The following is a 13,560-nucleotide window of genomic DNA, read 5'->3' on the forward strand; positions in this document are numbered from 1 at the left end:
TTAGAAGAGTTCTGGCCTCTTTTTGCCAATTTAAGCAGTTTATAAACCAATCCAAGGAGGAAAAAAATATGTCATATGTGGATGAAGTCTATGACAGAGTCGTGAACCAGAACCCAGGGGAAGCTGAGTTTCATCAGGCTGTTAAAGAGGTGCTTGATTCCTTAAAACTTGTCATCGATGCCAATGAAGAAAAATACCGGAAGATGGGTCTTTTGGAGCGTCTTGTGGAACCGGAGAGAATTATTTCCTTCCGCGTGCCCTGGGTGGATGACAATGGTCAGGTACAGGTGAATAAAGGATACCGCGTCCAGTTTAACAGCGCCATCGGACCATACAAGGGCGGGCTGCGTCTTCATCCTTCCGTCAACCAGGGAATTTTAAAATTCCTGGGCTTTGAGCAGGTATTCAAAAATTCCCTGACAGGTCTTCCTATTGGCGGCGGCAAGGGAGGTTGCAACTTTGATCCCAAAGGAAAATCAGACAGAGAGGTTATGGCATTCTGCCAAAGCTTTATGACTGAGCTGTCCAAATACATTGGGGCAGACCAGGATGTTCCTGCCGGTGACATTGGAGTGGGAGCAAGGGAAATCGGATTTTTATATGGCCAGTATAAGAGGCTGACCGGCTTATATGAGGGAGTTCTTACAGGTAAGGGCCTGACCTATGGAGGTTCTCTTGCACGTACCCAGGCTACGGGATATGGTTTGGTATATATTCTTGATGAGATGTTAAAGCATAACGGCAAGGAGCTGGCCGGTAAAAATGTGGTTATTTCCGGTTCTGGCAACGTAGCGATCTATGCTACGGAAAAAGTACAGCAGCTGGGTGGCAGGGTCATCGCATTAAGCGATTCCAACGGTTATATTTATGATAAGGACGGAATTGATCTTAACCTGGTGAAGGAAATCAAGGAAGTACGCCGCGGGCGGATCAAAGAATATGTGGATGCCCATCCAACGGCTGTTTATACAGAAGGAAAAGGTATCTGGAGCATCCCATGTGACATTGCTCTTCCTTGTGCAACACAGAATGAATTAAACTTAGATGATGCAAAAATGCTGAAAGCAAACGGATGCTTTGCGGTTGCCGAAGGTGCCAATATGCCTTCAACCAGAGAAGCAACGGATTTATTCTTAGAAAGCGGAATGCTCTTCATGCCGGGCAAGGCAGCCAATGCAGGCGGAGTTGCGACTTCTGCTCTTGAGATGAGTCAGAACAGCCAGAGGCTTTCCTGGACCTTTGATGAGGTGGATGAAAAGCTTCATGACATTATGGTCAATATTTATGCAAAGACAGCTTCTGCAGCAGAGCGTTACGGTGTAAAGGGAAATTATGTTGTCGGTGCAAACATCGCAGGTTTTGAAAAAGTTGTTGAAGCCATGACAGCACAGGGAGTCGTATAAGATAATAAGGGGCCTGTACCTCCAAAAAAGGGAACTGGCCCCAATTTTTAAAATACGAAAATTATGCTGGCATTATCATCATTTATAGTATATAATAAACGATAAGGCTTGAGGCGGAGTATTCTTCGCCTTATTGTTTTCCAGAAAGTTATTTTAGAAAGACAGAAAGCAGGTGATGATCCTATGCATAAATTCTTAAGAACCATTGGTTTCAGCCTTTATCAAAAAGACAGGGAAATAAAAAAAGTTATTGGATAAGCTCTGTGAAGATTTGACCGGCCTGAAACGGATTCAGATTGATGAGGAATCCAATCTCTGTGAGCTTCGCAGGGAAGTGGCTCCGGGTATGGGGATTGCTATCTTTGGAGAAATGGACCGGGAAGGGGAGTTTCATAGAAGCTACTATTATCCATATTTGAAAAGCAATGATATGACATCAGAAGTAGCCTGTTCCATCCAGCGCCATACGGAGCGGGAAACTTACGCCGGCCTTTTGGATGAATATAAGGTAGGGATTTCTCTTATATTCTATATAGACAATTCCTTTGATTGCAGGGAACGGATCATTGATCATCATCCGCTTGAAACCAGAGATGTCTATCTTAGCGGCCTTGCAGTAAGCGGAAAAGTCCTTCTTCCTATTCAGAAAACAGAAATACAAAGGGAAAAGGCCAGAGTGGCGGCAAAAGACCGTAATACGCTTTTAGAGGCGGCAAAAAACGGCGATGAAGACGCGATGGAGACCCTTACCATTGAAGATATAGATTTATATTCCCAGGCTTCCAGAAGGGTAATGAAAGAGGATCTGTATTCCATTATTGATTCCTGCTTTATGCCCTGTGGTGTAGAATGTGACCAGTACTCCATTATAGGAGAAATCGTAAAGATAGATGAGAAGAAAAATCAGATCACCAAAGAAGAGGTTTATGATTTTACTTTAGAGTGCAGTGACCTTGTTTTCCACGTGGGGATTGCTAAAAAAAGATCTGGTGGGAACTCCGGAAATCGGGCGCAGGTTTAAGGGACAAATATGGATGCAGGGAACCGTGAATTTTTCTGAGCCGGTGGAATAAGTATAAAATTGTCTTGACGAAACGTCGGAATATGAATATAATAGTAGACGGACCGTAAAGGAAAGCAGAAGAGAAAAACGATTCTGCCTGTTTCTTTGCAGTTTCATATAGGAGTTTCTGTAGCTCAGCAGGATAGAGCGTCCGCCTCCTAAGCGGAAGGCCAGCGGTTCGAATCCGCTCAGGAACATCAAATGAACAGGGTACGAAGTATTGAACAGTTTTATTAGATTGTCCAATATTTCGTACCTTTTTCTATGCCCAAAAGCCTGTGTTTATAAGTATTTACACATTTGATATGAAATCAGGCTTGAAGATTGTGTTTGATAGAAAACCTTGAATTTATAATAGAAAAGCCAAAATCAATGACTTTTGAACATCATTGTCTAAATTATATGGCACTGGTTTTCTTCTCTTCATACAGCAGCTCAAACTTATCCGGTGTTTTATAATTTAATGTACTGTGTGGTCTTTCTGAATTGTAGAAACGAATGTAGTTATCGACACTTTCACAGAATTGCCGCTCTAACTTATAGATAGTGCGATAGAGCCCTTCCTTTTTCATAGACGCGAAAAATGCTTCTGCAACTGCATTGTCGTAAGGGCTTCCAGACTTGGAGAACGATTGGACAACCTTGTTCACGCGCAATAACTTTCGTAAGGCATTTGAGGTGTATTGTGCTCCCCTGTCACTGTGGAAAGTTAGCTGCTGCGGGTTACTCCTTTCCTTGAATGCACGCTTAAAGGTGGAGGTTATTAGGTATGTACTGTTCTTCGGGGATATCCCATATGCAACGATTTTGCGTGAGAACAAGTCTAAGATCATACAAACATACTGATATTTATCATTGATCTTGAAGCAGGTGACATCGCTGACCCAGAAACGGTTTGGTTCCGAAACTTGAAATTGTCGTTGCAGATGGTTTTGCTTTTTGGCAAACCGAAGGTGTTTTTTGTACTCCTTCTTAGAGTTAATAACAATGCTTTCTATTCCCATCTCTCGCATTAGCTCAGCAACATATTTGGGAGTAGTCTTAATACCCCGCTCTGCAGGCAGATATCGGATGCTGATTCACCATTATAATAAAGAGCAACCAATTCTTGCTTTTGTTCATCAGAAAATCTCATGTATATTTCCTCCATAAACTTTGATTATATTCTTAGGTTAATCAAAAGTTTAGAGACAATGGTGAAATTTCTCAAGAGTATTGATAATATTATTGTGCTTTGTGGCGATATTTGGTATAATTAGTCAACGGTAGGCGCAATATCTGTCCACGCAATATAAGAATGATAATAGTTGACCGTGTAGGAGTTACTCTGTGCGGTTTTCTTGTTATAGCAATAATACGTAGCTCGGCAATCCAGAACCAGAATTTGTAGAGTTGGAGAAAAGTATGTATGAAAGTTTTACAAACTAAAGCTTAGAGGTGCAGCTTTTACTGAGGAAACTATACTGCCGTTGTTTTCGGATTCAAAAGAACGGATTTCGTTGATTTACGGTAAAAATGGAACAGGTAAAAGTACCATATCAAAAGCTGTTTTAAAGGTATCTGGTAAAGAGCTTATAGATTATAATGGTAAATGGTATTGATAGGTATAGGTAGATAGCATTGACTTATTGTATTCGTAAAACTGAACAAGATTTTATTCAATATTCGCATGGAGAATAAAAAAAGTTAATAATTATTACTGGTAACGTAAAGATCATCTCAAATTGTCATTATGTTTAAAATAAGCATATTATTTTAATTAATTGAGAGATATTTTACTTAAATTTAAAAAAAATTTTCCCACGGTGTTTACAAAAAGACACAGCTTCCGCCAAGGGGGATATGTGTCTTTTGTTATATGGTAAAGAGTGGTATTATAGATTCAAAGATTATTACATCACACAGACAAACAGGGATTTATACAGTGGAAGGAAAACGATGAGGATTGAAAAAGGATGTCTAAATGATATAGATGGATTGGAATGTTTATACAATGATTTAAATGATTATCTTGAAACACATATCAATTTTCCAGGTTGGAAAAAGGGGATATATCCTGTTAAAGAAACTGCTCTGAAAGGTATTGAAGAAGGTAATTTATTTGTGATTAAAAATGACAAATATATTCTAGGCAGCGTAATTCTAAGACACGAGCCAGAGTTGGCTTATTATAGGGCTAATTGGAAAATAGAGTTAGATTATAAAGATATTTTTGTTGTATATACATTTGCTGTTCACCCTCTTTATTTAAAGCAGGGAATAGGAAAAGCAATGATGGATTTTGTTATTCAATACAGCAAAGACAAGAATATAAAAGCGGTTCGTTTAGATGTGTATGAAAAAAACACACCAGCAATTTGCCTCTACAAAAAAATATGGTTTTCAATATATTGATACTGTAGATTTAGGCTATAGTGAATATGGCTTGGATAAATTTGAACTTTATCAAAAGCTTTTATAACTACCAATTTATCAGGTTAATTAGCTGGAATCTTATCGGTTCAAAGCTAAAAATCTTTTTTTCCACTATTATTCCATGAAAGACATAGCTTTCCGCCAAGAGGAAGTTATGTCTTTTTTGGCTTTATAGGAAATTCCACAAATAGTCAAAAATAGTTTATAATAGTATTGAAATAAAAAAATAGCATAGCAAAAGAGTGAAGGAGGGCTTCGCCATGACGTTGCTTATGAGGTTTTTTTGTTTTGTTGGTTTGACTGCACTATTTGACTATAAAGGAAGAATTATAGATATGGATATATCCATATCCCATGACCTTTCGATATCGTTCAAATAGTGCAGTTTTTTTGTGGTAAACTTCTAAAATCAACATAGAAGAGCCACATTTCTGGCAGCGAAGTGGGTCATATCCAAAAGTTAAAAGGATAGAATTACGCCAGTCTAAATATCGCAAGAGAAACTTTCTCTTGTTTGTGGTGTTGTGTTTGGCATAAATACCATAATAGCGAAGCATTTTAAAATGCTTCTCCGGGATATGAATGATGAGCCGTTTGATAAAATCTAAGGCTGGTATATGCTCAGTGATGGTTTTGTTATCTTCATGCCGTGTGTAATGAAAAGTAACGAAATCACCATCATAGTCATCAATTCGGGAACTGGCAATGACGGGCCGCCCAAGGTAACGATTGTTTTATTTAATTGATCAAGGGTGAATTCCCCAAATAGCTTGCCCAGAACAAAGTGCCAGACGGTAAAAAAACACTCGTTTGACGTGTTAAGAAGCGCTTTATTCTACATAAAGATTTGATATTATGGATTCAAAGATGATTGCATCACGCAGACAAATAGAAATTTAACATTTAGGAGGAAGAAAGAATGTTTATTGCAAATTTAACTTATGTGAAACCGTTGACGGAGGTAGAAAAATATCTTGAAGAGCATATTGCCTTTCTAAATAAGCATTATGAAGCAGGAAAATTTATCTGCTCCGGTAGAAAAAAATCCACGTACAGGTGGTGTTATTATATTTAATGCAAAAGATGAAACTGAAATGAAAGAAATAATTTCAGAAGACCCATTTAATATAAATGGAATAGCTGACTATGAAATTATAGAATTCTATCCAACCAAATATGACGTTGCTTTTAAGAGTTTTACGGAATAACAAACTCCAATTTTTCACTAACCCAGCCTGTATAATTTGCCTAACAGTAAATTTTTTATCTCACAACTACAAAAGACATATTTTTTTGAGAATGGAAAAATATGTCTTTTTTTGTATAAAAAAGTATGATAGTATAAAAAAGGCAAAAAATAGACAGAAATATGTCGTACTTTTGACTATTGATTATTTATATAACGAGACTGTAGGAGGTCACCCGGATGAAAATAATAGGCGCTAATGACTTGTCAGAATATGAGATAAATAACGAATTGAGAAATGGCGGTAAATTGGTTATATATCAATTTTGCATATCCATTTTAGTTATGACATTTAAACGCGGTTCCGATATTTATCTCATAAGGGCTGGAGAAAGTGCGTTTGTAAAAGGTCTGGGATATACTTTACTTTCCCTCATATTGATGGTGGGGACTCCCATGGGGGCCAATATATACCATTGGTTCAATAATAACTAATTGTAAGGGTGGAAAAGATGTGACGCAGGAAATAATATCTTCATGTTGTGAAGAGTAAATGTACATAATAGGAGCATGATAAACTCCAATTTTCCGGTCAAGCGATAGATGGCACTTGCAGCCATGGAAAATCTTTTTTCATTATTATTTCAATGAAGCAGGTACGAAGTATGGAACAGTTTTATTAGACTGTCCAATATTTCGTACCTTTTTCTATGTCTCAAACCCTGTATTTATGGGAATTTGCATACTTGCTATAAAATTAAGACACAAATTAATGATGTTTGAACACCTTTACCCAAGTTGGATAGAACTGATTCTGAAATTTCTGATACATGAAAAAAAGGCCCCCAAAATGAGGGTACACTAAGAAGAAGGTAAGAGCTGTTGAAACACCAGATATAGAATTTGTGGAATCGAAAGATATTAATGTAAAAATGAATATGTTTCACGAGAGCGTACATCTTGGCTCTAGCCAACATATCGCCCCCTCTGGTATAATAAAATCACAAATGGAAAGGACGTGAACAAATGCAGAAAATGTTAGAAAAAAACACCGGATATTCTATTGTCAAGGGGAGCGAAGCTGGAGGAGGAATATAAAAAGGTATATCCCGAACTGGCGCCCTTAGTAAAACAATGCTTTTTAAATACCATGGATACCACTGTAAAAAGACTGGAAGATGACAGCTTTTTGTAATTACCGGGGATATTCCGGCTATGTGGCTGCGTGATTCAGCAGCGCAGGTAAAACCTTATATAAAATATGCAGGTAAGGACAGGGAGCTGTGTCAGATTATAAAAGGCATTATTCGAAAGCAGGCAGAGATGGTCTGTATCGATCCTTATGCCAATGCGTTTAATGAAAGCGCCAACGGTGCGGGACATAAAGATGACACAAAGTTAAATGACTTTGTATGGGAAAGAAAATATGAAGTGGATTCCTTATGTGCCCCTGTTTATCTTTCCTGGCAATTCTGGAAAGAGACAGGAGAAACGGATATCTTCGATGAGAAGTATCTGGAGATGCTTCAAAATATTTTAAAAGTATTTACTACGGAACAGAACCATGAGACATCTGAGTATTTTTTCCGAAGAACGGACTGCGTGGAAACCGATACACTTCCTATGGAGGGAAAAGGGAATCCGGTAGTCTATACAGGGATGACCTGGTCTGGATTTCGCCCTTCGGATGACCGGTGTGTCTATGGGTATCTGATTCCTGCAAATATGATGGCTGTGACCGCACTTACCTATGCAGAGGAAATATGCAGAGCGGTTTATCAAAAAGAGGAATTGGCACGAAATTGCCAAAAACTCGCGGTGGAAATCAGGGAGGGTATAGAAAAACATGGAGTTGTCCATCACGAAAAGTACGGTGATATCTATGCTTATGAAACAGACGGTATGGGGCATCATATTCTGATGGATGATGCAAATTCCCCCAGCCTTCTGGCTATTCCTTATCTGGGCTACAAAGATGCTTCCGATGAGATTTACCGGAATACCCGCAGATTCATTCTGTCAGAGAACAATCCTTATTTTTATTCCGGTACATACGCCCGGGGCATTGGAAGCCCCCATACACCAAAAGGCTTTATCTGGCACATCGGATTAACGATGCAGGCATTAACTTCCCCTGACAGGGATGAGATACTGGAATGTCTGAGAATGATAGCGGCGACCCATGCCGGTCTTAACTATATGCATGAGTCCTTTAATCCGGAGAATCCGGAAGAATTTACCAGGGACTGGTTTGCCTGGGCTAATTCAATATTTGCAGAACTGCTGGATCAATTATCAATTCAAGGGTTCTGGATCTGAACAATTATGGATGAATTATAATTATCTGCACCGGGAGGAAAACCTGGAATGAAATTGGAATGGATACATTCGAAGCCTATATTTATGCAGCTGGTGGTTTTTTTCTCTCCTGATCAGTCTGATACCGATATTGATTGTCGGCACTTTCTTGTTCAGAATGCTGGAAAATATGGTGATAAGTGAGATGGAAAACTACCATGCCCAGATCACTTCCCAGTATACGAAAAATATAGAGGAAAAGCTGGAACAATACCAGAAGAGCTTAAGATTTATTTCCAATAATACGATGATATTAAGCACGTTGGCAGATAAGAGCCAGAACCCTTATGCCAGGGGAGAGATTATCAGCGAAGAGGTAACAAAATCTCTGCTGTTGGAAAAAAACAGCGAAATCAGAAACTGTATGGTTTATTCCATGGTCAAAGAGAATCCTGTATATGGAAACAGAGCTTCTATGATAGAAGAGGCTGGCAGGGAAATATGGTATCCGAAAGAACAATCGGTAGATGAGGGGTGGTTTTCATACTTTGTCCTGGGGGATAAAGAGCCTCTTTTATCCATAGTGAAAAAGGTAGAAAAGCTAGACACGGATAGTCTGACCAGAACACAGCTGGGAATTGTAAAACTGGATGTTTACATGACAAAATTGTTTGCACCGGCCGCTTTAAGCCATGACAGCAATGCAGCCTATGACGTGATTGCATATAGTGGGGATTCGGAGATACTATATTCCACAGATGCAGATACTGCTCCGGTTTTGCAGGAATATTTAAAGAACCATGACAAAGAAAACCCTAAGAGCGGTTCCATTCAGGAAATCAATACCTACGTGGTGGAGCAGAAAGACTTAGACAGCTATGGGATGAAACTTTTGTTTCTCTTCAACAATAAGGAAGTACTGAAAAGAAGAGCTGAAATCCAGTGGCTGGTGCTCCCGTTGATAGGAGCGCTGATCCTGATCATTATCGGTTGTTCATACGTGTACAGCAGAGGTTTTTCCTCCCGGATTGCTCTTCTGCTTCAAAAGTTCCGTGCAGCAGAAACCGGAGATCTGACCATACAAGCTCCTATTAAGGGAAAAGATGAGATTGCAGAACTGGATCACCAGTTTGATCATATGCTGCTGAAGCTGGATCAGCTGATTAAAAAGAATTATATCCAACAGCTGGAAAATAAGGAAAACCAGCTTCGGAATCTGCAGCTGCAGATTAATCCTCATTTTCTATATAATACATTGGAGACGATCAGTTCGATTGCAGCAGTAAAGCAGGTGTTCGTGGTGTGTGATATGTGTCAGAGGCTGGGGGAGATTTTCCGGTACAGCCTGGGAAAGGATTATGGTGAAATCGTAACACTGGAACAGGAGCTGGGCCATATTAAAAACTATATTTTCATTCAAAAAAATCAGGTATGGAAATCGTTTTGAGGTTTTCTGCAATATTGAGGTGGATGACAAAAAGTATTACCTTCCAGGTTTATCTTGCAGCCGATTGTGGAAAATGCGATTGTTCATGGTCTGGGTGAACTGACCAGTACAGGAACTTTTGAAATCTCCGCTTATGAAAAAGGGGATATGCTCTGCATCTGTATTGAGGATGACGGAGTGGGCATGGACAGTCAGGAGGTAGAAGCGTTAAGCGCTTATATTAACGGCGCTGAACCGGATAAAAAGAAGAATAAAAGCATAGGAATCAAGAATGTAAACCAGAGGATTAAATTGTCCTGTGGGGAGCAGTATGGGATTATCATAAAAAGTCATCCGTATCAGGGCAGCCGGTTTACACTTCGTCTTCCTATAGTCAAAGGAGGTGAGATGGATGAGACATAATTTACTGATTGTAGATGATGAGGATTTAATACGCCAGGGATTGCGGGCACGGCTGGAGTATTTAAAAATTGATACATATGAAATATTTGAAGCAGCGAATGGTATGGCAGCCCTGGAGGCTGTAAAAAATCATCCGATTGATATCGTGGTTACGGATATAAGGATGCCGGACATGGACGGACTCACCCTGATTCATAAAATAAAAAAGCTTCAAAAAGATATGCAGTTTGTAGTCTTAAGCGGTTATGCAGAGTTTTCTTATGCAGAAACTGCGATTCGCCTGGGAGTAAAGGCTTATCTGTTGAAGCCTCTGTCCAATGAAGAACTGAAAAAGACATTTAAGAAGCTATATCAGGATATGGAGAGGGATTCCAAAATCAGAAGTGCCATGTTTAGGCAGACGAGAATGGATCGTGAAAAGCAGGAATACCTTCAGGAAAAGGCTATCAATGCACTGCTTTTTGACACCTCAGCTGAAACCATGGATTATAAGGGCTTAAGCAAAGTTTGCGGAATGGATGCCGGTGACTGCAGCAGGGATGTGTTTATGATGCTGTCTGTTATCCATATCAACGGGGAAACCTATGACAATATGAAGTTTCGCCGGATGGATGGTGATTTAATACGGTTTTCTGTTCGAAATGTTTTCCTTGAACTGGAATCTTCCTGCGGAAAACAGATTGTGAACAGCCTTTCCGACAATAATCAATTGTATGCTGTCTTTTTTATGGAGGACGAAAAGAGACTGAGAAATGAAGTGGAGCGTATTTTCCTTGAAATGCGGTCTGTTCTGGAAAAGAGGATGAAAATTTATCTGACATTAGGGGTAAGCAGATACACGCTCTTACTCGGAAGAAAATCAGCTTCAGAAGCACTTGGAGCCTTGAAACAGAGAATCATTTATGGAAATTCCAATATATATTTTTATGAGGATACCGGGATATTCAGCGAACAGAAATTTCCCGTTTCTCAGATTCATCTGTTGGATTCCTATTTGGAAAAAAAACGAGATCCATAAGATAAAAAAATCTTTTGCAGGAAATTTTTTCGGAAGACTGATGCGAAAGTATGGTACGCCTTATTTGAGAATTATGTGGGTGCGGATTTTAAATGTAATTCTTAAACATTATGATAAGAAAAGAAAGGTCTCCAGCATGGAAAAGCTGTTGATGAGCTTTAATCTGCCGGATCAGATTCAGTCGGCTTCTGAAATCCAGCAGCGTATTATCGATATCATTATGGAGTGTGTCCGTGCAGAAGCAGTGAACGACATGAATGCCAGGAGCAAAATCCAGATGGCGGTCCGGTATATTCAGGAGCATTACAGTGAAAATATCGCAATCAATGATTTGGCGATGAGCTACGGTATGAGTCCAAATTATTTCTCGTCTATATTTAAAGCGGAGACCTCACAGTCTGCTGTGAATTATATTACGGAACTAAAAGTAAAAAAAGGCACAGGAACTGCTTGAGAATTCGGAACTCAGCGTGGTGGATATCGCAAAGCGAACTGGCTATGAAGACAGTCAGTATTTCTTCCGGGTATTCAAAAAACACACAGGTATGACTCCTCTTGGTTATCGGGAACAAAACAGGATGTAAAAAGAGAAACACCGTTAAATTTTGTAGAAACTCTACTAAAAACGGTGTTTTTTTCTGTTTGGTAAAAAAACTGGGATGGGACATTGCCACAGGAAGCTGGATCGTAGTAACTCTCTCTGCGTCAGTGATATGCCCCTGGCTCCGTAGTCATAAGTAAATCACCGGACTTACACACACCAGGTTTTCCAAAATAACTTCTTTTTCGTAAAGCTTTGGAATAATTATGGTATCCTTTCCGAATTCAGTAACCGGAATCCGGTCATTCAGATGACAGGTTAAGGTGGCTGAACCAGATTTCAGAGTGATAATATAATCTTCCGGCAGGACAGGAGTGTATCCCGTTTTTTTTGTCTGGTGAACAGAAAAATGAATCATGCCGTCCTCTCTATGGATTTCCAGCAAAGGGCCTTTGCATACCCAGGTTTTTTGTGTATGTATGGCATCTGCCAGTTCCTGGCTTATGTTACCGCCTTTTTCACCCTGAATGTAGGTGGCGTAATGTCCGGAAAAAGAACTGTTGCCATGCAGATCCATGCCGCAGGTAGCAGATAGTTTTTCACCGGAAAGCACCAGAGATTCCCAGAGCATCACAGCCTTTTCATTTACCTCATGAAGGGGTTCGGGATTATTGAAAATCTCGATAAAATCACAGCAGGAATAGTCAGTAACAGTCATTACAAACCGGCATCCCTGGGCAAAAGGCCAGCCATAGGAAAAGGGATGTGCGATACCCACCAGTGCACCTTTGGCGCGGGCAGCCAAAAAGAGCAGCTCCGGTTTGTGTTTGTTGATGTTCTCCCAGGGAACATACTCCTTTAAGTTCAGGCAGAGAATGTGCCCATAGTAGGTTGTATATTCCATGCCCGGAATAAAGGATATGGCAGGTGCGTTTCTTCCAGAATTGCCTGGATTTTTTTATGCCCGGATATGGTATTGTGATCGGTGAGAGCAAAAGCGTCCACTTGATCAGCAGCCATAAGCTCCGTCAGTTCACGGCAGGTGCAGGAAGCATCTGATTCGTTGGTATGATTGTGTAGTTCCAGTCTTTTATACATGTCAGGTTCCTCCTATTATCGTACCCGCACAGTCAGGGTGTAATCCGTGTTGTCAAGGAGCACGGAAAAAGCCAGAATTGTAACCTTTAAAACTCCTTCAATGGAGGCTTGCGGAATGCAGCCTTCTGTAGCTTCTTCGCAAGTAAAGTGCATATGCCTGGTGGTCAGCTGCCGGTGGATGCATCCAATGAATTCATCGTTTAACATTGCCAGGGTATGAATCTCAGTTTTCATCTGGCCATAGATGGCATCCTCAAGTTCTTCCGGGGAAGACAGGGTTAAATCATAGGCTTCTTTACAGTAATCAAGCAGCCTTTGTTTCAGCCCGGGAGTTATATCTTCGGGAGAAAAGTGCCTGGGTCCGAAAGAAAATTCGATATCCAGTTCTTCATAGGTTTCATCCAGGCAGACAGTATAGGAAATCTGTCCGATAAAATCTTTTGACAGCTTCCCCTGGACCTGATAGACAGTTTTCATTTCATCCATAGTCGTATATCTCCATTTATATTTTTTTATTGATTCCAGTCAAGAATAAGCAATCATTTTCCAATGTCAAGCATCAGAGAACAATCGTAGAAATATCCAGTTTTTTTGAAAGTTGTGTGCATTATGAGAAAAACAATGTTTTGATATACTACATATATTGGAAGACAATCAAGAGGCCCGGGATAAGGGCCGGAAAGGAAGCT

At 39.9% G+C, this 13,560-nt stretch carries 14 protein-coding genes, 1 tRNA gene and 1 pseudogene; 12 read left to right on the forward strand and 4 right to left on the reverse strand.

The features are described from left to right. The first annotated feature begins 68 nt into the window (after window positions 1-68). The 4 genes from gdhA to JCM10519_RS20720 all read left to right on the forward strand — a co-directional run bounded on the left by gdhA (window position 69) and on the right by JCM10519_RS20720 (window position 2,663). The gene (gene gdhA / locus JCM10519_RS20710; protein WP_054741528.1) at window positions 69-1,403 is read left to right on the forward strand and encodes an NADP-specific glutamate dehydrogenase; all 1,335 of its coding nucleotides are present in this window, start codon (window positions 69-71) and stop codon (window positions 1,401-1,403) included. 250 nt (window positions 1,404-1,653) lie between these two features. Next, window positions 1,654-2,424, forward strand: a complete 771-nt coding sequence (locus tag JCM10519_RS20715) for a DUF3881 family protein (RefSeq protein ID WP_347844997.1) — start codon at window positions 1,654-1,656, stop codon at window positions 2,422-2,424. After that, window positions 2,393-2,476 carry a DUF3881 family protein gene (locus tag JCM10519_RS32615; RefSeq protein WP_347845020.1) on the forward strand — a complete coding sequence of 28 codons (84 nt, stop codon included), beginning with the start codon at window positions 2,393-2,395 and terminating at the stop codon, window positions 2,474-2,476. Before JCM10519_RS20715 ends, JCM10519_RS32615 begins: the two co-directional genes overlap by 32 nt. 113 nt (window positions 2,477-2,589) lie before the next feature. Beyond that, window positions 2,590-2,663 (forward strand) — tRNA-Arg (locus tag JCM10519_RS20720). A 201-nt stretch (window positions 2,664-2,864) separates the two neighbouring features. On the opposite strand, the gene JCM10519_RS20725 is transcribed toward JCM10519_RS20720, so the two are convergent. Next, window positions 2,865-3,545 (reverse strand): IS3 family transposase, encoded by a 681-nt coding sequence (locus tag JCM10519_RS20725; protein WP_347845021.1) that lies wholly within the window; start codon window positions 3,543-3,545, stop codon window positions 2,865-2,867. A gap of 772 nt (window positions 3,546-4,317) precedes the next feature. Here JCM10519_RS20725 and JCM10519_RS20730 point away from each other — a divergent pair. The 8 genes and pseudogenes from JCM10519_RS20730 (at window position 4,318) to JCM10519_RS20765 (ending at window position 11,686) form a co-directional block, all read left to right on the forward strand. After that, on the forward strand, window positions 4,318-4,860 hold the full coding sequence (locus JCM10519_RS20730) for a GNAT family N-acetyltransferase (RefSeq protein ID WP_347844998.1): 543 nt from the start codon (window positions 4,318-4,320) through the stop codon (window positions 4,858-4,860). Window positions 4,861-5,800: 940 nt separating this feature from the next. Further along, window positions 5,801-6,089 (forward strand): annotated as a pseudogene (locus JCM10519_RS20735) (YciI family protein). A gap of 218 nt (window positions 6,090-6,307) precedes the next feature. Next, window positions 6,308-6,562, forward strand: coding sequence for a hypothetical protein (locus JCM10519_RS20740; RefSeq protein WP_347844999.1), 255 nt, complete (start codon window positions 6,308-6,310; stop codon window positions 6,560-6,562). A 720-nt stretch (window positions 6,563-7,282) separates the two neighbouring features. Continuing rightward, on the forward strand, window positions 7,283-8,386 hold the full coding sequence (locus JCM10519_RS20745) for a glycoside hydrolase family 125 protein (protein ID WP_347845000.1): 1,104 nt from the start codon (window positions 7,283-7,285) through the stop codon (window positions 8,384-8,386). Between the two features lie 169 nt (window positions 8,387-8,555). Then, on the forward strand, window positions 8,556-9,812 hold the full coding sequence (locus JCM10519_RS20750) for a histidine kinase (protein ID WP_347845001.1): 1,257 nt from the start codon (window positions 8,556-8,558) through the stop codon (window positions 9,810-9,812). Between the two features lie 54 nt (window positions 9,813-9,866). Continuing rightward, the gene (locus tag JCM10519_RS20755) at window positions 9,867-10,214 is read left to right on the forward strand and encodes an ATP-binding protein (RefSeq protein ID WP_054741534.1); all 348 of its coding nucleotides are present in this window, start codon (window positions 9,867-9,869) and stop codon (window positions 10,212-10,214) included. Then, complete coding sequence (locus tag JCM10519_RS20760) at window positions 10,204-11,232, forward strand: response regulator (protein WP_054741535.1); 1,029 nt, start codon at window positions 10,204-10,206, stop codon at window positions 11,230-11,232. Before JCM10519_RS20755 ends, JCM10519_RS20760 begins: the two co-directional genes overlap by 11 nt. 40 nt (window positions 11,233-11,272) lie before the next feature. Beyond that, the gene (locus tag JCM10519_RS20765; protein ID WP_347845002.1) at window positions 11,273-11,686 is read left to right on the forward strand and encodes an AraC family transcriptional regulator; all 414 of its coding nucleotides are present in this window, start codon (window positions 11,273-11,275) and stop codon (window positions 11,684-11,686) included. 277 nt (window positions 11,687-11,963) lie between these two features. Here JCM10519_RS20765 and JCM10519_RS20770 read toward each other — a convergent pair whose 3' ends face one another. From JCM10519_RS20770 to JCM10519_RS20780, 3 genes are read right to left on the reverse strand one after another with little or no spacing between them, the layout of a single operon-like run. Beyond that, window positions 11,964-12,677 carry a CehA/McbA family metallohydrolase gene (locus JCM10519_RS20770; RefSeq protein ID WP_054741540.1) on the reverse strand — a complete coding sequence of 238 codons (714 nt, stop codon included), beginning with the start codon at window positions 12,675-12,677 and terminating at the stop codon, window positions 11,964-11,966. Further along, window positions 12,638-12,871 (reverse strand): PHP domain-containing protein, encoded by a 234-nt coding sequence (locus JCM10519_RS20775; RefSeq protein ID WP_054741542.1) that lies wholly within the window; start codon window positions 12,869-12,871, stop codon window positions 12,638-12,640. Before JCM10519_RS20775 ends, JCM10519_RS20770 begins: the two co-directional genes overlap by 40 nt. Window positions 12,872-12,886: 15 nt before the next feature. After that, window positions 12,887-13,357 (reverse strand): DUF6669 family protein, encoded by a 471-nt coding sequence (locus tag JCM10519_RS20780; protein ID WP_054741544.1) that lies wholly within the window; start codon window positions 13,355-13,357, stop codon window positions 12,887-12,889. Window positions 13,358-13,560: the final 203 nt, after the last annotated feature.

The sequence above is a fragment of the Clostridium sp. NkU-1 genome (assembly GCA_001312405.1).

Excerpts from the sequence above, each read along its gene's own strand:
- gdhA (WP_054741528.1), top strand. The coding sequence starts at position 69 with ATGTCATATGTGGATGAAGTCTATGACAGAGTCGTGAACCAGAACCCA.
- JCM10519_RS20780 (WP_054741544.1), bottom strand. The coding sequence starts at position 13,357 with ATGGATGAAATGAAAACTGTCTATCAGGTCCAGGGGAAGCTGTCAAAA.
- JCM10519_RS20750 (WP_347845001.1), top strand. The coding sequence starts at position 8,556 with ATGGTGATAAGTGAGATGGAAAACTACCATGCCCAGATCACTTCCCAG.
- JCM10519_RS20760 (WP_054741535.1), top strand. The coding sequence starts at position 10,204 with ATGAGACATAATTTACTGATTGTAGATGATGAGGATTTAATACGCCAG.
- JCM10519_RS20765 (WP_347845002.1), top strand. The coding sequence starts at position 11,273 with ATGCGAAAGTATGGTACGCCTTATTTGAGAATTATGTGGGTGCGGATT.
- JCM10519_RS20770 (WP_054741540.1), bottom strand. The coding sequence starts at position 12,677 with ATGGAATATACAACCTACTATGGGCACATTCTCTGCCTGAACTTAAAG.
- JCM10519_RS20745 (WP_347845000.1), top strand. The coding sequence starts at position 7,283 with ATGTGGCTGCGTGATTCAGCAGCGCAGGTAAAACCTTATATAAAATAT.
- JCM10519_RS20740 (WP_347844999.1), top strand. The coding sequence starts at position 6,308 with ATGAAAATAATAGGCGCTAATGACTTGTCAGAATATGAGATAAATAAC.
- JCM10519_RS20775 (WP_054741542.1), bottom strand. The coding sequence starts at position 12,871 with ATGTATAAAAGACTGGAACTACACAATCATACCAACGAATCAGATGCT.